Source organism: Streptomyces sp. NPDC048254 (assembly GCF_043201895.1).
Lineage (GTDB): Bacteria > Actinomycetota > Actinomycetes > Streptomycetales > Streptomycetaceae > Streptomyces.
Genome location: NZ_JBICZJ010000005.1, coordinates 149,369 through 167,750, shown reverse-complemented (window position 1 = coordinate 167,750; position 18,382 = coordinate 149,369). Strand labels below are relative to the sequence as shown.

Sequence of the window (18,382 nt, the reverse complement as noted above, 5' to 3'; positions counted from 1 at the left end):
GGTGCCGTCCGGCACTGGATGATCAGCCGAACTGCTGCTCAAGGTCCTTGAGCTTGCGCTCCAGGGAGTCGAGGCGCGGCAGCGCCATTGTGTCGTCCTCCGCGGTCAGGTCGACCGTGATCGGGTCAGACCCTTTGCGGACGGGCTGAAGGGAGGGCCGCTGGCGTACGGGCAGCTGCTCCGGCGCCGATATGGCAGGCTCCGCAGTGGGCTGGGAGGCGCGCTCCACCTGGTGCACCTCGTCCTGCCGGCCGCGTCCGACGAAGCCGCGGTGGCCCCGGCTGATGGCCTTGAGCTGGGCCCGCTCCAGACGGTCCTGCTCGCGGCGGCGGAGCCGGTTCGTCTCCTTCTGCCGCTTGTCCTCGCGCACCTCGTCGACCGCCTCGTCCAGGCTGCGCACGCCCTCCAGCAGCATCAGCGACCACGCCCTGTAGGTCTCGCGGGGGGCACGCAGCCAGCGGACGATACGGATCTGCGGCAGCGGGCGCGGCACCAGGCCCTGCTCACGGAGGGCGGCCTTGCGGGTCTGCTTCAGTGCGCGGTCGAAGAGGACGGCCGCGGACAGCGACATGCCGGCGAAGAACTGGGGAGCGCCCGCGTGGTCGACACCCCTGGGCGCGTGCACCCAGTTGAACCAGGCCGCGGCGCCCGCGAACGTCCACACGAGTATCCGGGAGCCGAGGGCCGCGTCACCGTGGCTCGCCTCGCGCACCGCGAGGACGGAGGAGAACATCGCCGCGCCGTCCAGACCGAACGGCACCAGGTACTCCCAGCCGTCGGAGAGGCCGAGGTTCTGCTGGCCGAAGCCGACCAGGCCGCGGAACGAGAGGGCCGCGGCGACCGCCGCGGAGCAGAACAGGAGTGCGTAGGAGACGGTGCCGTATATGGCTTCCTTGCGCCTGCGGCGCTCCTCGCTGCGCTCCCACGAGTCGTCCTTCGCGTGCTCCCCGCCGGACCGCTTGGAGCGCGCAAGCACCGCCACCGCGACCAGCATGCCCAGGAGCAGTACGGCGCCGGGAAGCAGCCAGTTCAGCGATATGTCGGTCAGTCTCATCTAGGGGTCCCTTGCATTGGGATAGGGCGTATCGCCCGCCATAGTGGCCCAATCCCACTGGCCCTCAGGGGGTTTCGGGGCAAGAGGCCGCCAAGGAAGTGCAAGGGGATGCCCAGGGCAGCGTTCTGCTCGAACTGCCGCGTGAGGGGCGGGAGTTGAGTTCGAGTAAGACTACCCATACGGGTGGTTCCTCGGAAAGTTCCTGCGGCAAGTGAGGAAGTTGTGAATTCCCTGTCGACGCGAGGGTGATCCCACACTCGGTGATCTTAGTGGATCCGGTGGGGTGCTCGATGCCGAGGGGACGCCTGAGGGTGCCTCAGGCGGCCGCGACCGCCGTGAGTTTGGCGATCCGCTCGTCATCGCAGGTCCGCGGGCAGGTGACGCAGGTGTCCTCGGGGCGGAGCGTGTAGTACATGCAGCAGCTCGCCCGGTCCCGGGTCGGCAGCGGCTCGCCCGCCGGGCCGGTCAGCACCCGGAAGGCGGCCGAGCCGACGTACGGCTTGGTGGCGCCCGGCAGCAGCCGGTCGAGTTCGCGCACGGCCCGCTCCTCGTCCCCGAGCATCTCGGCGACGTACCAGAGCCCCTCGACGATCTCGTCGGTCGCCATGCCCCACAGCGCGCGCCCGCGCCGCCGCATCCGCGGCCCGAAGGCGCCGAGGACCGGTTCCAGGTGCTCGGCGACGGCCGCCCGCACCTCGGCCCGCAGCGTCTCCCCGTCGGCGACGACGACCGCGCCGGGCAGCGTCGCCGCCGGGTCGTCGGGGAGGCACGCGAACGAGGCGACGCGCACTGCCATGCGGCCGGCCACGCGGTCGTACGAGACATGCGTCACGGGCAGCCGCGGGACCCGGCTGTCCAGGAACCACGGGAGGGTGATCAGGAGGCAGGCGGCCCAGCCGTAGCGGTGCAGGCCGAAGCTCGCCACCACGTCCGGGCGGCCCGGCTGTCCGTAGTCCCGCAGGATCTGGTCCTCGTCCCAGGCGAGGAAGGTGTCCAGGCCGGGCCCGCCCGCCGCCAGCTCGGCGGCGCCGACCCAGTCGCCGCCCCGGGGTGCCGGCTCGCCCGGGCCCAGTTCCGTGACCACCAGGTCCGGACAGACCTCGGTCAGGCGCGCGTAGGCGGCGGAGACGGGGGAGGTCATGGGGTACCACCGATCGGGTGCGGGCCGACTGCCGGATAAGTAAGCCTTACCTTACCCATCCATTCGGAAATTTGAACTATCGCCCGGGGCGCCTAAGGTGCTTGACGGACGAGTAACAACCCGCCGTTAATGACCCAAGTCCCGACGAGTCGGAGGAGGACCCGTGAACCATCGCGCGCACCCGGCTCCGGCCGAGACGGCCAGGGTGCCGGCGCAGACGCGGTCCGGGGAGACGGCCCGGGAGGCGACCGGACACCCCGCCGGCACGCCGGCCGCGCGCGGCGAGCACACGCACTGCGAGAGTCCGATCCCGCAGCCCAGGCCCGCCGTCCAGCGGGCGTCCGTGCGGGGGCAGATCCTGGACGCGTTGCGTACGGCACTGGCGAGCGGGGAGCTGACGCCCGGTGAGGTGTACTCGGCGCCGGCGCTGGGGGAGCGGTTCGGGGTCTCCGCGACGCCCGTGCGCGAGGCGATGCAGCAGCTGGCGCTCGAGGGCGCGGTCGAGGTCGTGCCCAACCGGGGGTTCCGGGTGGTGGAGCGGGGGGCACGCGAACTCGCCGAACTGGCCGAGGTGCGGGCGCTGATCGAGGTGCCGGTGATGATGCGGCTGGCGCGCAGCGTGCCGGCCGAGCGGTGGGCCGCGTTGCGGCCGCTGGCCGAGGAGTCGGTGCGGGCGGCGGCGAAGGAGTGCAGGGCGACCTACGCGGAGGCCGACCGGGCTTTCCACCGGGCGGTGCTGGCCCTTGCGGGCAACGAGCAGCTGGTGCAGATCGCGGAGGATCTGCACCGGCGGGCGGTTCCGCTGCGCGGGGGCCGGGCCGACCTGATGGCGGACGCGGGTGAGCATGCGGCGTTGCTGGAGGCGTTGATCGCGGGGGAGTTGGACGCGGTGCGGCGGCTGGTGGCCGGGCATTTCGCCACCGCGGGTTGAGTGGCGGAGGGGGCGTTTTCGCGGCAGCCCGCCGTGGGGGTGGCGGCCGTCGCCCGGGTGCGGGTGCGTCGTGGCTTGCCGCGCCCACGCGGCGGTAGCCGCATATCGATACAGCCCCGCGCCCCTGAAAGACGCTGCCGTCAGCGCCCCTTCAGGGGCGCGGGGAACTGCGCGATCGGCCCCCACCGGGCCGCAGATGCGTGCTACGCCGTTGCCGCGCCCGGAGCGGGTGGGGTCAACTGCGCCGCCAGCCAGGTCGGGACGCCGCCCAGCAGGCGGAACAGCCGGCCCGCCTCCTCGCGTAGCCGCGACGCCTCCGGTTCCGGCTCCGTGTCGGCCAGGGACGCGAGCGCCGGTGCCGTGCCCACCAGGTAGCCCAGCTCCTCCCTGATCCGCAGGGACTCCGCGAAACCGTGCCGGGCCTCCGCCAACTCCCCCTCCCGCAGCGCCAGTCCGGCCAGATGCCGCCAGGTGAAGGAGAGCAGCAGCGGGTCGGTGTGGGCGGTGGCCGCCGCGTGGGCCCGGCGGTAGGCCGCCCGCGCCGCCTGCGGGGAGCGGGTCAGGTTCTCCGCCAGCAGGCCCCGGCGGAAGTCGAGAAGGGCCCGCCCCGGCGCCCCCGGAGGGATCAGCGCGGCCGCTCTGCCGAGCGCGGCCCGCGCCTCGTCGGCCCGGTCCCGCACCCCGTGCAGTGTGGCCGCGTAGGCGAGTTGGCCGCGCTCGCACGCGGCGGCGCCCCGTTCCTCGTCGGTGCGGGCCACCGCCTCCGCCGTCCGCAGCGCGTCCTCCGCCTCTCCCCAGCCGCCCTCGGTGTACAGACACCGTTCGACCATCAGCCCCGCCCGTTGCAGGGAGGACGTCGGCGTGTCCGTCGGCAGCAGTGCCGCCGCGTCGGCCCAGCAGGCCCGCGAGCGCAGCCGCCACACCGCGGTCTGGAGCGGATCGTCACCGGCGTTCGTTCCGTTCCCAGACATGGCGGAGTACGCCACGTTGCCCTCCCCTTGCACGCCGTCGAGCAGTTGAGTGGTGGCCGCATTCCAGCATCGATCGCCACGCGGGGCCAAGAGGGTGGGTGAATAATTTCACAAAGTCGTGGGACGGTGAGGGCACTTGGCGCGAGCCGGTCGCACGCCCGCGTGCCCTCAGCTCATCCGCAATGCCAAGAAGAAATCGAGCTTGTCCTCCAGCCGGGAGAGGTCCCGGCCCGTCAACTGCTCGATCCTGCCCACGCGATAGCGCAGTGTGTTGACGTGCAGGTGGAGACGGGTGGCGCAGCGGGTCCAGGAGCCGTCGCAGTCGAGGAACGCCTCGAGGGTCGGGATCAGCTCGGCGCGGTGCCGGCGGTCGTAGTCCCGGAGGGGGTCCAGCAGCCGGGCGGTGAAGGCGCGGCGGACGTCGTCGGGGACGAACGGGAGCAGCAGGACGTGCGAGGCCAGCTCCTGGTGGCCGGCCGCGCAGACCCGGCCCGGCCGGGCGGCGGCCACCCGGCGGGCGTGCCGGGCCTCCTCCAGGGCCCCGCGCAGCCCCTCCGCCGAGTGCACGGCCGCACTGACGCCGAGGGTGACCCGGCCGTCGTCGTCCAGGCCCGCGGACAGCGGGTCCCGCACCGACTTCAGCAGGGCGTCGGCGTGGATACCGGACTCGGAGCCGTCGTGCTCGGCGGAGACCGCGGGGAGCGGGACCAGGGCGATCGCCTCGTCGCCGGTGTGGGCCACCGCTATCCGGTCGGACGGCTCCGGGCCGGTGGCCAGCGGGTCGACCAGGATCTCCTCGAGCAGCGACTGCGCGACCGGGCCGCCCTCGACCTCGCCGCCCTCCCACTCGACGCGGGCGACCACCACCTGCCAGTGCGGGGCCGCGCCGAGACCGGGCAGCAGGACGGGCGCGGCCACCCGCAGGCGCGCGGCGATCTCCGCCGGGGCCGCGCCCGTCTGGACCAGCTCCAGCACCTCCTGGGCGAGCCGGCGCCGTACCGTACGGGCCGCGTCGCGGCGGTCGCGCTCGACGGCGATCAGCTGGGTGACGCCCTGGAGCAGGTCGAGGCGCTCGTCCTGCCAGTCGCTCGCGTCCGCCTCGACGGCCAGCAGCCAGTCCGAGAGCACGGTCTCCCGCACGTCCCGGGCGCCCTGCGGGGAGCGCCCTCCCCCGGCCGCCGCCGGGCGGTGCCCCCAGGAGCGGATCGGGAAGAGCGAGTACGTGGTGCCGTCGAGGAGGACCCGGTGCGGGCCCCGACGGCCGGTGCGGGTCGCGGCCAGGTGCTCGGCGGCCAGCCGGGCGCAGGCGTCGGCCGGCAGCGCGGGCCCCGACACCTTGGAGCCGGCGATCAGACGGCCGGTCGGGGAGAGCACCCAGGCGCGCAGGTCCAGGTCCGAGCCGAGCAGGTCCAGGACCACGTCCGGGCCGCCGCCCGCCGGGCCCGAGGTCATCATCCGGCGGTGCCGGTCGACGACGGCCGCGAGGTCCCCGGCCCGCTCGCCGCTGACCTGCCGCACGACATGCTCGGTGATCGTCGCGAACGCCACCGACTCGTGCACCGCGAAGAGCGGGAGCCGGTGCCGGGCGCAGGCCACGACCAGGTCGTCCGGGATGTCCCCCAGCTCGGCCTCACCGGCCGCCAGCGCGGCCACCCCGGCCTGCGCGAGGAGTCGTACGAACGGCTCGGAGTCCGCGGCGTCCCGACGCCAGGCCAGGCCCGTCAGCACCAGCTCACCGCCCGAGAGGTAGCGGCTGGGGTCACGCAGGTCCGTGGTCATCACCCCGCGCACGGTGCGGTCCAGCTCGTCCTCGCCGCCGAGCAGCCGCAGGCCCAGCGCATCGGTGTCCAGCAGTGCGCGCAGCCGCATCTCGTCGCCGCCGTTCTGTGTCTCGAAATCTACGATGAATCTTGCAGTGTCATGGATGAGGCGCCCGGCGTGCGGGGGCACGGGCCGCGATCGCGGGGTGCCTGGGCGTTTCCTGCGTTTCCACAGGAAAACCAGGAGGTTACTGATGACTTCCGTTCATACGAATCTACAAGATGCCCGTGCTGGCCAGCCAACTCCTTCATGGTTTCGGTGACTGACCCCACTGGAGTACGGGGCGGTGTACTGGCGTCATTCCGCGTTAACAGGACATGAACGAGCCGGGCCCGCCGCACACGGATTGGCTCAATCCGCACGACTCACGAGACTTAACGAGACGGAGAAGAGAGCCGGTCATGGACTTCCTTCGCCCCGCCAGCTGGGAGGAGGCGCTCGCCGCGAAGGCCGAGCACCCCACCGCAGTGCCGATCGCGGGTGGCACCGATGTGATGGTCGAGATCAACTTCGACCACCGCCGGCCCGAGTACCTCCTTGATCTCAACCGCGTCGGCGATCTCTACGAATGGGAGGTCGGCGAGGAGAGCGTACGGCTCGGCGCCTCCGTGCCGTACACCCGGATCATGGAGAACCTGCGCACCGAGCTGCCGGGCCTGGCCCTCGCCTCGCACACCGTCGCCTCCCCGCAGATCCGCAACCGCGGCGGTGTCGGCGGCAACCTCGGCACCGCCTCCCCGGCCGGCGACGCCCACCCGGCGCTGCTCGCGGCCGGCGCCGAGGTCGAGGCCGAGTCGGTGCGCGGCACCCGGCTCATCCCCATCGACGACTTCTACACCGGCGTCAAGCGCAACGCCCTCGCGCCGGACGAGCTGATCCGCGCGGTGCACGTGAAGAAGGCCGACGGCCCGCAGCAGTACTCGAAGGTCGGTACGCGCAACGCGATGGTGATCGCCGTGTGCGCCTTCGGGCTGGCCCTGCACCCCGAGACGCGCACGGTCCGTACGGGCATCGGTTCGGCCGCCCCCACGCCGGTGCGCGCCAAGACCGCCGAGGACTTCCTGAACGCGGCGCTCGACGAGGGCGGCTTCTGGGACAACGGAAAGATCATCACGCCGTCGGTGGCCAAGCAGTTCGCGGACCTGTGCGCCGCCGCCTGCAACCCGATCGACGACGTCCGGGGCACCGCGAGCTACCGCCGCCACGCGGTCGGCGTGATGGCCCGCCGGACGCTCACCTGGACCTGGGAGTCGTACCGCGGCGCCCGCCGCATCACGGAGGGAGTGGCCTGATGCGCGTCAACTTCACTGTCAACGGGCGCCCGCAGGAAGCCGACGACGTCTGGGAGGGCGAGAGCCTGCTCTACGTGCTGCGCGAGCGGCTCGGTCTCCCCGGCTCCAAGAACGCCTGCGAGCAGGGCGAGTGCGGATCCTGCACCGTCCGGCTGGACGGCGTGCCCGTCTGTTCCTGCCTGGTCGCGGCCGGTCAGGCGGAGGGCCGCGAGGTCGTCACCGTGGAGGGCCTGGCGGACTATGCCAACGACCGCTCCTGCGGTACGACGCTCGACGAGGCGAAGCGGTGGCAGGCCAGGCCCGCCGCCGACTCCCACACCGGCGAAGGCACCCCGCTCTCCCCGATCCAGCAGGCGTTCATCGACGCCGGCGCCGTGCAGTGCGGCTTCTGCACCCCGGGTCTGCTGGTCGCCGCCGACGAGATGCTGGAGCACAACCCGAACCCGACCGACGCGGACATCCGCGAGGCGCTCTCCGGCAACCTGTGCCGCTGCACCGGTTACGAGAAGATCATGGACGCGGTCCGTCTCGCGGCCGCCCGGCAGGGAGAGGCGGTCTGAGCGACATGCCCACCATCGGCACTCCCACGAAGATCACCCAGGGCTCCCAGACCAGGGGCGGTATCGGCGAGTCCACGCTCCGGCCGGACGGCACCCTCAAGGTCACCGGAGAGTTCGCGTACTCGTCCGACATGTGGCACGAGGACATGCTCTGGGGCCAGATCCTGCGCTCCACGGTCGCGCACGCCGAGATCGTGTCGATCGACACCAGCGAGGCCCTGGCCCAGCCGGGCGTCTACGCGGTCATGACCTACGACGACCTGCCGACCGAGGTCAAGAACTACGGCCTGGAGATCCAGGACACCCCGGTCCTCGCGCACGGCAAGGTGCGCCACCACGGCGAGCCGGTCGCGATCGTCGCCGCCGACCACCCGGAGACCGCCCGCCGCGCCGCCGCCAAGATCAAGGTCGAGTACCGCGAGCTGCCCGTCATCACCGACGAGGCCGCCGCGACCGCGCCGGACGCGATCCACATCCACGAGAACCGCGACGACCACCACATCGGCCACGTCCCGCACCCCAACATCGTGCACCGCCAGCCGATCGTCCGCGGCGACGCCGACGAGGCCGCCAAGAGGGCCGCTGTCATCGTCAAGGGCGAGTACTACTTCGGCATGCAGGACCAGGCCTTCCTCGGCCCCGAGTCCGGCCTCGCGGTGCCCGAGGAGGACGGCGGCGTCCACCTCTACATCGCCACCCAGTGGCTCCACTCCGACCTGCGCCAGATCGCGCCGGTGCTCGGCCTGCCCGAGGACAAGGTGCGGATGACGCTGGCCGGCGTCGGCGGCGCGTTCGGCGGCCGCGAGGACCTGTCGATGCAGATCCACGCCTGTCTGCTGGCCCTGCGCACCGGCAAGCCCGTCAAGATCGTCTACAACCGCTTCGAGTCCTTCTTCGGCCATGTCCACCGCCACCCGGCCCGCCTCTACTACGAGCACGGGGCCACCCGCGAGGGCAAGCTGACGCACGTCAAGTGCCGGATCGTGCTCGACGGCGGTGCCTACGCCTCCGCCTCCCCGGCCGTCGTCGGCAACGCCTCCTCGCTCGGCATCGGCCCGTACGTCGTCGACGACGTCGACGTCGAGGCCATCGCCCTCTACACCAACAACCCGCCCTGCGGCGCGATGCGCGGCTTCGGCGCGGTCCAGGCGTGCTTCGCCTACGAGGCGCAGATGGACAAGGTCGCGGGGCAACTCGGCATGGACCCGGTGGAGTTCAGGAAGCTGAACGCCATGGAACAGGGCACCCTGCTGCCCACCGGCCAGCCGGTCGACTCCCCGGCCCCGGTCGCCGAACTCCTGCGCCGGGTCAAGGCGATGCCCCTGCCGCCCGAGCAGCAGTGGCTCTCGGCGGGCGAGGAGGCGGACGTACGGCAGCTGCCCGGCGGCCTGTCCAACACCACCCACGGCGAAGGCGTCGTCCGCGGTGTCGGCTACGCGGTCGGCATCAAGAACGTCGGTTTCTCCGAGGGCTTCGACGACTACTCCACCGCCAAGGTGCGCATGGAGGTCATCGGCGGCGAGCCGGTCGCCACCGTGCACACCGCGATGGCGGAGGTCGGCCAGGGCGGTGTCACCGTCCACGCGCAGATCGCCCGCACCGAGCTGGGTGTCGCCCAGGTCACCATCCATCCGGCCGACACCCAGGTGGGCAGCGCCGGTTCGACCTCGGCCTCGCGCCAGACGTACGTCACCGGTGGCGCCGTCAGGAACTCCTGCGAGCTCGTCCGCGAGAAGGTGCTGGAGCTCGGCCGCCGCAGGTTCGGTACCTATCACCCGGCCTGGGCCACCGCCGAGCTGCTGCTGGAGACCGGCAAGGTCGTCACCGACGGCGGCGAGGTGCTCGCCGCCCTGGTGGACGTGCTCGGCGACGACGCGGTCGAGGTCGAGGCGGAGTGGCGGCACCGGGCGACCGAGCCCTTCGACCTGCACACCGGCCAGGGCAACGGCCACGTCCAGTACAGCTTCGCCGCCCACCGCGCGGTCGTCGAGGTCGACACCGAGCTGGGCCTGGTCAAGGTGATCGAGCTGGCCTGCGCCCAGGACGTCGGCAAGGCGCTCAACCCGCTCTCCGTCGTCGGCCAGATCCAGGGCGGTACGACCCAGGGCCTGGGCGTGGCGGTGATGGAGGAGATCATCGTCGACCCGAAGACGGCGAAGGTCAGGAACCCGTCCTTCACCGACTACCTGATCCCGACCATCCTCGACACGCCGACCATCCCGGTCGACGTCCTCGAACTCGCCGACGACCACGCCCCGTACGGGCTCCGTGGCATCGGCGAAGCCCCGACCCTGTCGTCGACCCCGGCCGTCCTCGCGGCGATCCGGAACGCGACGGGCCTGGAGCTGAACCGCACGCCGGTCCGACCGGAACACCTCACCGGAACGGGACCCTCCGGGGGCTGAACCGGTGAGTTCTCCCGGGGGACCTCGTCCCCCGGGACCACCCCTGAATGTTCGCCTCGGGCCGTCCCCCGGGTCGGGCACCTCCCCAAATCCCGCCCTTCGCCGAAGGCAAGCAGCGGGTGCCCCTTTGAACCTTGGGAGTAGGCCCATATGACCCAGCAGTCACTCGAGCCGAAGACCGTCGCCGAAGACGCGGGCGGGGGAACCCGCGTCCCGGCCGGACGGTCCTGGCTCGACCGGTACTTCCACATCTCCCTGCGGGGATCCACCGTCGGGCGTGAGGTCCGCGGCGGCGTCACCACCTTCATGGCGATGGCGTACATCCTCCTGCTCAACCCCCTGATCCTGTCCGGCAAGGACGCGGCCGGGGACACCCTCGGACAGCAGGCGCTGATCACCGCGACCGCCTTCGCCGCCGCCTTCACCACGCTGCTGATGGGCTTCGCCGGCAAGGTGCCGCTCGCGCTCGCCGCCGGCCTCTCCGTCTCCGGCGTGCTGTCCTCGCAGGTCGCCCCACAGATGACCTGGCCGCAGGCGATGGGCATGTGCGTGCTGTACGGCGTGGTCATCATGCTCCTGGTCGTCACCGGCCTCCGCGAGATGATCATGAACGCGATCCCGCTGGCGCTCAAGCACGGCATCACCATGGGCATCGGCCTGTTCATCGCCCTCATCGGTCTCTACAAGTCCGGCTTCGTGCACCAGGGCAAGGCCACCCCGCTCACCCTCGGCCCCGCGGGCGAACTCACCGGCTGGCCGGTGCTGCTCTTCGCCGGCACCCTGCTGCTGATCTTCATGCTCCAGGCCCGGAACGTCTCCGGCGCCATCCTGATCGGCATCGTCAGCGGCACGGTGGTGGCGGCCGTGCTCAACGGCCTCGGGGTCATCGACCCCGGGCAGTGGGCGGGCGGCGCCGCCCCCGCACTGCACGGCTCCGCCGTCTCCATGCCGGACTTCTCGCTCTTCGGGCACGTCGAGTTCGGCGGCTGGGGCAAGGTCGGCGCGATGACGGTCGCGATGATCGTCTTCACCCTGGTGCTCGCCGGGTTCTTCGACGCGATGGCCACCATCATCGGCGTCGGCACGGAGGCCGGGCTCGCCGACGACAAGGGCCGGATGCCGGGCCTGTCCAAGGCGCTGTTCATCGACGGAGCGGGCGGCGCGATCGGAGGCGTGGCGGGCGGCTCCGGGCAGACCGTGTTCATCGAGTCGGCGACCGGCGTCGGCGAGGGCGCCCGTACGGGTCTGGCCTCCGTCGTCACCGGCCTGTTCTTCGCGGCCTGTCTCTTCTTCACCCCGCTCACCGCGATCGTCCCGCAGGAGGTCGCCTCGGCCGCCCTGGTGGTCATCGGTGCGATGATGCTGATGAACGCCCGGCACGTGGACTGGGCCGACCGGGCCACCGCCATCCCGGTGTTCCTGACGGTCGTGCTGATGCCCTTCACCTACACCATCACCACCGGTGTGGCCGCCGGCGTCATCTCCTACGCCGCCATCAAGGCAGCTCAGGGCAAGGCACGGGAAGTCGGCGCATTCATGTGGGGCCTGACACTGATCTTCCTGGTCTATTTCGCCCTCAATCCCATAGAGAGCTGGCTCGGCGTGCACTAGCCCGCCGCTCGCCCAGACCCTCTGCACCAACCGCCGTTGTGTAAGGAGACCGAGAGATGCTGGACATCGCCGAGGAGCTGAACCGGTGGGTCGCGGACGGCCGTGACTTCGCCGTGGCCACGGTGGTGGCGGTCGGCGGCAGCGCCCCGCGCCAGCCCGGCGCCGCCCTCGCGGTGGACGCCGACGGCACCGCCGTGGGCTCGGTCTCCGGCGGGTGTGTGGAGGGTGCCGTGTACGAGCTGTGCCGGCAGGCGCTGGAGGACGGCGACACCGTCCTGGAGCGCTTCGGCTACAGCGACGAGGACGCCTTCGCCGTCGGCCTGACCTGTGGCGGCGTCATCGACGTCCTCGTCACCCCGGTACGGGCGGACGACCCCGCCCGGCCGGTGGTCGAGGCCGTGCTGGCCGCCGCCGCGCGGGGGGAGGCGGCGGCCGTCGCGCGGATCGTCACCGGGCCACCGGAGCTGTTGGGCCGCGCCCTCCTTGTGGACGCCGACGGCGGCTACCGGGGCGGCTTCGGCGCCCACCCCGAGCTGGACCGCTCGGTGGCCGCCGAGGCGGGTGCCTTCCTGGACGCGGGCCGCACCGGCACCCTGGAGATCGGAGAGCAGGGCTCTCGCTGCGGGGCGCCGCTCACGGTGCTGGTCGAGTCCTCGGCGCCGGCACCCCGGATGATCGTCTTCGGGGCGATCGACTTCGCGTCGGCGCTGGTCCGCGTCGGCAAGTTCCTCGGCTACCACGTGACGGTCTGCGACGCGCGGCCCGTGTTCGCCACGAGAGCCCGCTTCCCGGAGGCCGACGAGATCGTCGTCGAATGGCCGCACCAGTACCTGGAGCGGACCCGGGTGGACGGCCGTACCGTCCTGTGCGTCCTCACCCACGACGCCAAGTTCGACATCCCGCTGCTCCGGCTCGCGCTGCGCCTGCCGGTGGCGTACGTCGGCGCGATGGGCTCCCGCCGCACCCACCTGGACCGCAACCAGCGGCTGCGCGAGGTCGGCGTCACCGAACTGGAGCTGGCCCGCCTCAGGTCCCCGATCGGCCTGGACCTCGGCGCCCGCACGCCCGAGGAGACCGCCCTGTCGATCGCGGCCGAGATCGTCGCCAACCGCCGCGGCGGCAGCGGACTCCCCCTGACCGGCGCCCACACCCCGATCCACCACGACACGGCATCGACGCCGACGCGGCGGATCGGGTCGGTGGCCTGACTCCCCCCGGGGCCAGGCCACCCCGCAGGGAGCGGAGCGCCCGGTCCGTTCCCCCGATCGCCGTACCGGTCCGGGCGCCAGGGGATGATGGAAGCGCCTTCATGGGTGCCGTACAGCGTCAAATGACGCATTCGGCGCGGGGAGTTCCGTTCTGATGCGTTCGCGGTGCACGGCTGCGGGGCGGCTCACTCCTCCGCCCAGCGCCGTAACCCCGCCAGATCGAGGACGACGGTGCGGCCCCGCCGGGTGGCCACCAGGCCCTCCTGCTGCATCGCCCGCAGACAGCGCACCACCGACTCCCTGGACGCCCCGGTGGCGGCGGCCAGCTCACGCTGGTTGACCTGGACGGAGACGGCACCCGGCAGGGTCTCCGGCGCGGCCGACCCGTACTGCACGGCGAGCTTCACCAGCAGCCCGGCGACCCGGGCCCGGGTGGTGCGGGCGCCCTGTTCGGCGCGCAGCCCGTCGGAGTCCCGTAATCGGCCCACGACACTGCGCAGTACGGACAGACACAGTCCCGGGTCCCGCTCCAGGAGTCTCAGGAAGGCGTCCGCGGCGACCACCACGCCCTCCGAGCGGCGCATCGCGGTGACGGTCGCGCCCCGCGGGCCGCCGTCGACGCAGGCGAGTTCGCCGAGGAGTTCACCGGGGCCGCGCAGGGCGAGCAGGCTGGTGTAGCCGTTGGCCGAGTCGACCGTCGCCTTCACCAGGCCGGCCGTCAGCAGGACGACGGAGTCGGCCTCCTCGCCCTCCCGCATCAGCACCTCGCCGCGGACCCATCCGCGCGGGTGCCCGGCCTCCCGCAACAGCTTTGTTTCCCCGGGCGAGAAGAACGCCACCTCCGAGCCTCCCGGCCGCATCGACCCACGGTGACCGATCGGCACCGGAGGGCCACTGTCCATCGTGCGGCCGGGATCTGCCAAGGGGAGCCGCCTGGGCGGCGCCTACGCTTTCCTGAGCAGCGCGTTGACCGCCCGCCCGAACATCGCCCGGGCCGCCCGGTCCAGCAGCGGGTCGAAGGCCGACGGCAGACCCCGTACCCGCAGCTCCTCGTGCCAGATCACCCGGGTACGGCCGCCGGGCCCGGGGCGCACCTCCAGTTCGGCCCAGCCGAGCACCACCCGGCCGTGCTTGACCAGGCGGCACCGGCCGGAGCCGCCGTCTTCCGGGGGCTCCCAGACGGTCACCTCCATGGGGTCCTCGAAGGACAGCGGCCCGAGCCCGGAACGGGCCACGAAGGCCGTGCCCTCGTGGGTCGGGGGTTCGGTGAGCACGGTGATCCGGGTCAGCGGGACCGCATCGGCGTGCGCGGACCACTCCGTGAGCCGGCGCCACGCCTCGTCGATCGGCAGCGGGGCCGTGCGTTGGAGAAGAAAGGTGACCACGGAACGATCGTAGGGAATCGGCCAGGCTCCGCGGGTCGGGCACCGTCTGTTCACAGGACCGACAGAAACGTCCAAGACGGGCCGGAACCGGCCCCGGGCCCGTACGATTCCCGCCATGGGCGGGCAAACCGCCTGCCTTCACGGCGAGTTGGCCGACATGCCGTTGAAGACCTATGGCGTACTGATCACCCGGGCCGTCGACGTCCGGCGCGAGGGCGCCGGCGACAGCCCGCACCACCAGATCCATATGAACCGGGGCAACAGCGATCAACGCCCGCGTCGGCGCCCGTCCGGCCAGTGCTCAACTCCGACTCAGGAGCCCGGAGTTGATCCGCGAGGGCCGGGCGACCGCACCTGGTCCGGTGGCGGCCTAGGGCCGGTACACCTTTCCGGGTTCGGCCTTTCCGGGTGCCAGCAGTTGCGGGACGGTCACGAAGACGTACCCGCGTTCCTTGAGCGCGTCGATGATCCCGGGTACGGCGGGCACGGTGCCCCGGTAGATGTCGTGCAGCAGGATGATCCCGTCCCGGGACACCTGGTCCAGCACCCGCTTCTCGATCAGCGCCGAATCGGTGGTCAGGTAGTCCTTGGCGGTCACGCTCCACAGCACCTCGGACAGCCCCAGCTCACGGCAGATCCGGTGCACGTCCGCGTCGGTGCGGCCCTGGGGCGGGCGCATCAGCGTGGGCTTGCGCCCGGTGATCCGCTCGATCGCGTCGTCGGTCCGGGTGAGCTCCTCGCGTATCTGCCGGTCGGAGATCTCCGTGAGGATCTTGTGGTCCCAGGTGTGGCTGGCGATCTCGTGGCCCTCCGCGGCCATCCGCCGGACCAGCTCCGGGTACTTCTCGATGTGCCGCTTGCCCAGCAGGAAGAAGGTCGCCGGGACGTGCTTCTCCTTGAGGATGTCGAGCAGCCGGGCCGAGTTCTCGCTGGGCCCCGCGTCGAAGGTGAGCGCGACGCACTTGGCCTCACGGCAGTCGACGGTCCCGAACCGGGCCTGGCTCGTCTTCACGGCGTGACCGCGGGCGTCGGCGGGCGAGGTCGTGTCGACCTGCGCGCAGCCCGACAGGGCCAGGGCGAGTGAGGCGGCGGCGGCGGTGAGTGCCGGTACCCGGAATCCGGGGGACGACCGGAACCTGTGAGCGCGTCTTTCCCTCTTCTTGGTCGGAAGCTTGCTCCAAAGTGGCATGCCGGGACTATACACACAGTTTATAGAATGTGTGTTCGAATATCTCCGGGTGGACTCGGCCCTCGACACCTTCGGGTGTGAGCATGGAAGAAGGGGGCCGACCCCGACCGGAGAGGACGAGCCGTGCGCTACCGGGACCGCACCCACGCCGGTCGCGAACTCGCCGCCGTACTGGGGAAGTTGAGCGACGAGGGCGGCCTGCCGGACCCGATCGTGCTGGCGCTGCCGCGGGGCGGTGCGGCCGTCGCCGCAGAGGTCGCGCGCGAGCTGTCGGCCCCGCTCGACGTGCTCGTCGTACGCAAGATCGGAGCCCCGCACCACGAGGAGTTCGGCCTCGGCGCGATCGCCGGGGACGACCCGCCGCTCCTCGACCGGGCGACCCTGGCCCACCTGGGCATGAACGAGGACTCCCTGGCCCCCGTGGTGGAACGGGAGCGGAGGGAACTGCGCCGCCGCGAGCGCCGCTACCGGCAGGGCCGGCCGGCACCCGAGCTGCGCGGCCGTACCGTGATCGTCGTCGACGACGGCCTGGCCACCGGCTCCACCGCACGCGCCGCCCTGCGCCACGTGCGGGGCCGAGGCCCTGCCAGGACCGTGCTGGCCGTCCCCGTCGGGGCGCCCGACTCCCTCGACGCGCTCGCCGCCGAGGCCGACCTCGTCGTCTGCCCGTACCGGCCGGCCGTGTTCAGCGCGGTCGGCCAGTGGTACGACGACTTCGCACAACTGACGGACGCCGACGTGCTGGACGCGCTGCGCGGAGCCTGACGGGGAGGGGATGCCGTGCCGGAACTGGGCGAGGGTGAGGCGCGTCGGCGGTTCGCCGCGGCACGGGTGGCGCGGCTCGCCACCGTCGACGAGTCCGGCCGCCCGCATCTGGTGCCGGTCGTCTTCGCGCGGCACGGCGGCGACGGGATCGTCACCGCCGTGGACCACAAGCCCAAGACCACGCCCCGGCTCAAACGGCTGCGCAACATCGCCGCACAGCCGTCCGTGAGCCTGCTCGTGGACGAATACGACGAGAACTGGGACCACTTGTGGTGGGTCCGGGCGGACGGAGAAGCGCGGGTGATTCCCGCCGACGCGGCACTCATCGAGCCACTGCGCGAGAAATACCCGCAGTACCGGGAACGCCCGCCGAGCGGTCCGGTCGTATTCGTGACCGTCTCACACTGGACCGGCTGGCAGGCGACCGACTTTTAGACGCTGAATTTCCGCGTGTCAAGTCCCGAGCTGTCGGAACATGACCCTGCCGCGCGCCGCGGGCCTACTGGAAGCACGAGCCCGATTCGCTTTCAGGAGGAGAAGGAAATGATCCGCGAAATGCGCAACGCCGGCAGCGGGAATGCCCGTCCGAAGCGCCGCCTGGGTGCGGCGGCCGTCCTGGCCTCCGCGGTGGCGGTCGCCGGTGGCGTGGTCCTTCCGGCCGCGGTGGCCACGGCGGCGCCGATGCCGAAGGCACCGGTGGCCGGCGCCCACCTGTCCAAGGAGCTGAAGAAGAACTGCGGCAAGAAGCCGCCGGCGCGCCATATGCAGGGTCGCGTGTACTCGTGCTGGTCCAACGGCAAGCAGTACCACTGGGACGAGAAGTACCACTGCTACTACTACCTCGTCGACTCGCACCGGTATTACTGGGACTGGGACCGCGACTGCTATTACGTGGTCAAGAACCACCACAAGTACTACTGGGACCACCACCACGACTGCTACTACGTCGTGCACAAGCACCACAAGTACTACTACTGGGACTCGTATCGCCAGTACAACTACTGGGAGCACAACAAGCACGAGAAGCACTGGGACCACTGGGGCAGCGACAGCTGGAAGAAGCCCGAGTGGGTGGAGAAGCACGACAAGGAACACCCGGACGACAAGGGCAAGCACAACGAACACGGCCAGCCCCCGGCCAAGGGCCCGGACGGCACGGAGACGACGGGGACCCACGAGAACGACACGGACCACGGGACGGATCACGGCACGGACCAGGGGACCGATCACGGGACGGACCACGGGACGGACCAGGGCAAGGACCACGGCACCGATCAGGGCACGGATCACGGGACGGATCAGGGCAAGGATCAGGGCACCGATCAGGGGACCGATCACGGTACGGATCACGGTACGGACCAGGGCAAGGACCACGGCACCGATCAGGGCAAGGACCACAGCACCGATCAGGGCACGGACCACGGGACGGGCCAGGGCAAGGACCACGGCACCGATCACGGTACGGATCAAGGCACCGATCAGGGCACGGACCACGGCACGGACCACGGCACCGATCAGGGTACCGATCACGGCACCGACCAGGGCGGGACCGACCAGGGCGGGACCGACCAGGGCGGGACCGACCAGCAGGGTGGCGCTGACCAGCAGGGCGGTACGGATCAGGGTGGTGCTCCGGCTGACGACGGTGGTGCTCCCGCCGATGACGGTGGTGCCGACCAGGGTGGCGCTGCTGACCAGCCTGCCGATCAGGGCGGTGCTGACCAGGGTGGCGGTACGGATCAGGGTGGCGCTCCTGCCGATGACGGTGGTGCCGACCAGCCCGCCGACCAAGGCGGAGCCGACCAGCCCGCCGATCAGGGCGGTGCCGACCAGGGTGGTGGCACGGATCAGGGTGGCGGGGCAGACCAGGGTGGTGTTCCTGCCGGCACGGACCAGGGTGCCGGTGGTGACCCGGCGGCTCTCGTCGGCTGAGGTGTGTGTCTGAGCGGTGGGTGAAGGTCTTCCGGCCTTCGCCCACCGCTCCTTTGTGTGTGCGCCGGCCGCCCAGGCGGGACACCGCCACGCTGGATACTATTTGGGAAGGTTTGA

16 protein-coding genes are annotated in these 18,382 nt (G+C 71.7%); 9 read left to right on the top strand and 7 right to left on the bottom strand.

Going from position 1 to position 18,382, the window contains the following annotated elements:
• Window positions 1–22: 22 nt before the first annotated feature.
• Both ACGFZQ_RS16170 and ACGFZQ_RS16165 read right to left on the bottom strand, forming a co-directional pair.
• The gene (locus ACGFZQ_RS16170; protein ID WP_382530997.1) at window positions 23–1,054 is read right to left on the bottom strand and encodes a DUF2637 domain-containing protein; all 1,032 of its coding nucleotides are present in this window, start codon (window positions 1,052–1,054) and stop codon (window positions 23–25) included.
• Between the two features lie 316 nt (window positions 1,055–1,370).
• Window positions 1,371–2,195 (bottom strand): (2Fe-2S)-binding protein, encoded by an 825-nt coding sequence (locus tag ACGFZQ_RS16165; RefSeq protein WP_393840911.1) that lies wholly within the window; start codon window positions 2,193–2,195, stop codon window positions 1,371–1,373.
• A gap of 163 nt (window positions 2,196–2,358) precedes the next feature.
• On the opposite strand from ACGFZQ_RS16165, the gene ACGFZQ_RS16160 reads away from it, so the two are divergent.
• Complete coding sequence (locus ACGFZQ_RS16160; protein WP_351729446.1) at window positions 2,359–3,126, top strand: GntR family transcriptional regulator; 768 nt, start codon at window positions 2,359–2,361, stop codon at window positions 3,124–3,126.
• A 203-nt stretch (window positions 3,127–3,329) separates the two neighbouring features.
• Here the strand turns inward: ACGFZQ_RS16160 and ACGFZQ_RS16155 are convergent, their stop codons facing one another.
• Complete coding sequence (locus ACGFZQ_RS16155; protein WP_351729449.1) at window positions 3,330–4,097, bottom strand: hypothetical protein; 768 nt, start codon at window positions 4,095–4,097, stop codon at window positions 3,330–3,332.
• Between the two features lie 168 nt (window positions 4,098–4,265).
• Window positions 4,266–5,966: a PucR family transcriptional regulator gene (locus ACGFZQ_RS16150; RefSeq protein ID WP_393840910.1), complete on the bottom strand. Its 1,701-nt coding sequence runs from the start codon at window positions 5,964–5,966 to the stop codon at window positions 4,266–4,268.
• A gap of 353 nt (window positions 5,967–6,319) precedes the next feature.
• On the opposite strand from ACGFZQ_RS16150, the gene ACGFZQ_RS16145 reads away from it, so the two are divergent.
• The 5 genes from ACGFZQ_RS16145 to ACGFZQ_RS16125 all read left to right on the top strand — a co-directional run bounded on the left by ACGFZQ_RS16145 (window position 6,320) and on the right by ACGFZQ_RS16125 (window position 12,994).
• A complete protein-coding gene (locus tag ACGFZQ_RS16145; protein WP_393840909.1) occupies window positions 6,320–7,210 on the top strand; it encodes an FAD binding domain-containing protein in 891 nt (296 codons plus the stop codon).
• Window positions 7,210–7,770: a (2Fe-2S)-binding protein gene (locus ACGFZQ_RS16140; RefSeq protein ID WP_393840908.1), complete on the top strand. Its 561-nt coding sequence runs from the start codon at window positions 7,210–7,212 to the stop codon at window positions 7,768–7,770. Before ACGFZQ_RS16145 ends, ACGFZQ_RS16140 begins: the two co-directional genes overlap by 1 nt.
• 5 nt (window positions 7,771–7,775) lie before the next feature.
• The gene (locus ACGFZQ_RS16135; protein ID WP_393840907.1) at window positions 7,776–10,175 is read left to right on the top strand and encodes a xanthine dehydrogenase family protein molybdopterin-binding subunit; all 2,400 of its coding nucleotides are present in this window, start codon (window positions 7,776–7,778) and stop codon (window positions 10,173–10,175) included.
• 150 nt (window positions 10,176–10,325) lie between these two features.
• The gene (locus ACGFZQ_RS16130) at window positions 10,326–11,786 is read left to right on the top strand and encodes an NCS2 family permease (RefSeq protein ID WP_393840906.1); all 1,461 of its coding nucleotides are present in this window, start codon (window positions 10,326–10,328) and stop codon (window positions 11,784–11,786) included.
• 56 nt (window positions 11,787–11,842) lie between these two features.
• Window positions 11,843–12,994, top strand: a complete 1,152-nt coding sequence (locus ACGFZQ_RS16125; RefSeq protein ID WP_393840905.1) for an XdhC family protein — start codon at window positions 11,843–11,845, stop codon at window positions 12,992–12,994.
• A 185-nt stretch (window positions 12,995–13,179) separates the two neighbouring features.
• Here ACGFZQ_RS16125 and ACGFZQ_RS16120 read toward each other — a convergent pair whose 3' ends face one another.
• The 3 genes from ACGFZQ_RS16120 to ACGFZQ_RS16110 form a co-directional block, all read right to left on the bottom strand.
• A complete protein-coding gene (locus tag ACGFZQ_RS16120; protein WP_351729469.1) occupies window positions 13,180–13,854 on the bottom strand; it encodes a Crp/Fnr family transcriptional regulator in 675 nt (224 codons plus the stop codon).
• Window positions 13,855–13,938: 84 nt separating this feature from the next.
• Window positions 13,939–14,379 carry an SRPBCC family protein gene (locus ACGFZQ_RS16115; RefSeq protein WP_393840904.1) on the bottom strand — a complete coding sequence of 147 codons (441 nt, stop codon included), beginning with the start codon at window positions 14,377–14,379 and terminating at the stop codon, window positions 13,939–13,941.
• 370 nt (window positions 14,380–14,749) lie between these two features.
• On the bottom strand, window positions 14,750–15,568 hold the full coding sequence (locus tag ACGFZQ_RS16110) for a polysaccharide deacetylase family protein (RefSeq protein WP_393840903.1): 819 nt from the start codon (window positions 15,566–15,568) through the stop codon (window positions 14,750–14,752).
• 123 nt (window positions 15,569–15,691) lie between these two features.
• Here ACGFZQ_RS16110 and ACGFZQ_RS16105 point away from each other — a divergent pair, with 123 nt between their 5' ends.
• From ACGFZQ_RS16105 to ACGFZQ_RS16095, 3 genes are all read left to right on the top strand, one after another.
• Window positions 15,692–16,333 carry a phosphoribosyltransferase gene (locus ACGFZQ_RS16105; protein ID WP_393840902.1) on the top strand — a complete coding sequence of 214 codons (642 nt, stop codon included), beginning with the start codon at window positions 15,692–15,694 and terminating at the stop codon, window positions 16,331–16,333.
• A 15-nt stretch (window positions 16,334–16,348) separates the two neighbouring features.
• The gene (locus ACGFZQ_RS16100; RefSeq protein WP_393840901.1) at window positions 16,349–16,768 is read left to right on the top strand and encodes a TIGR03668 family PPOX class F420-dependent oxidoreductase; all 420 of its coding nucleotides are present in this window, start codon (window positions 16,349–16,351) and stop codon (window positions 16,766–16,768) included.
• 108 nt (window positions 16,769–16,876) lie between these two features.
• The gene (locus ACGFZQ_RS16095) at window positions 16,877–18,265 is read left to right on the top strand and encodes a hypothetical protein (protein WP_393840900.1); all 1,389 of its coding nucleotides are present in this window, start codon (window positions 16,877–16,879) and stop codon (window positions 18,263–18,265) included.
• Window positions 18,266–18,382: the final 117 nt, after the last annotated feature.

What these genes read in the sequence shown, in the direction of transcription:
- ACGFZQ_RS16095 (WP_393840900.1), top strand. Translation starts at nt 16,877, where the DNA reads ATGATCCGCGAAATGCGCAACGCCGGCAGCGGGAATGCCCGTCCGAAG.
- ACGFZQ_RS16145 (WP_393840909.1), top strand. Translation starts at nt 6,320, where the DNA reads ATGGACTTCCTTCGCCCCGCCAGCTGGGAGGAGGCGCTCGCCGCGAAG.
- ACGFZQ_RS16125 (WP_393840905.1), top strand. Translation starts at nt 11,843, where the DNA reads ATGCTGGACATCGCCGAGGAGCTGAACCGGTGGGTCGCGGACGGCCGT.
- ACGFZQ_RS16170 (WP_382530997.1), bottom strand. Translation starts at nt 1,054, where the DNA reads ATGAGACTGACCGACATATCGCTGAACTGGCTGCTTCCCGGCGCCGTA.
- ACGFZQ_RS16150 (WP_393840910.1), bottom strand. Translation starts at nt 5,966, where the DNA reads ATGCGGCTGCGCGCACTGCTGGACACCGATGCGCTGGGCCTGCGGCTG.
- ACGFZQ_RS16120 (WP_351729469.1), bottom strand. Translation starts at nt 13,854, where the DNA reads ATGCGGCCGGGAGGCTCGGAGGTGGCGTTCTTCTCGCCCGGGGAAACA.
- ACGFZQ_RS16110 (WP_393840903.1), bottom strand. Translation starts at nt 15,568, where the DNA reads ATGCCACTTTGGAGCAAGCTTCCGACCAAGAAGAGGGAAAGACGCGCT.
- ACGFZQ_RS16165 (WP_393840911.1), bottom strand. Translation starts at nt 2,195, where the DNA reads ATGACCTCCCCCGTCTCCGCCGCCTACGCGCGCCTGACCGAGGTCTGT.
- ACGFZQ_RS16155 (WP_351729449.1), bottom strand. Translation starts at nt 4,097, where the DNA reads ATGTCTGGGAACGGAACGAACGCCGGTGACGATCCGCTCCAGACCGCG.
- ACGFZQ_RS16140 (WP_393840908.1), top strand. Translation starts at nt 7,210, where the DNA reads ATGCGCGTCAACTTCACTGTCAACGGGCGCCCGCAGGAAGCCGACGAC.
- ACGFZQ_RS16130 (WP_393840906.1), top strand. Translation starts at nt 10,326, where the DNA reads ATGACCCAGCAGTCACTCGAGCCGAAGACCGTCGCCGAAGACGCGGGC.
- ACGFZQ_RS16135 (WP_393840907.1), top strand. Translation starts at nt 7,776, where the DNA reads ATGCCCACCATCGGCACTCCCACGAAGATCACCCAGGGCTCCCAGACC.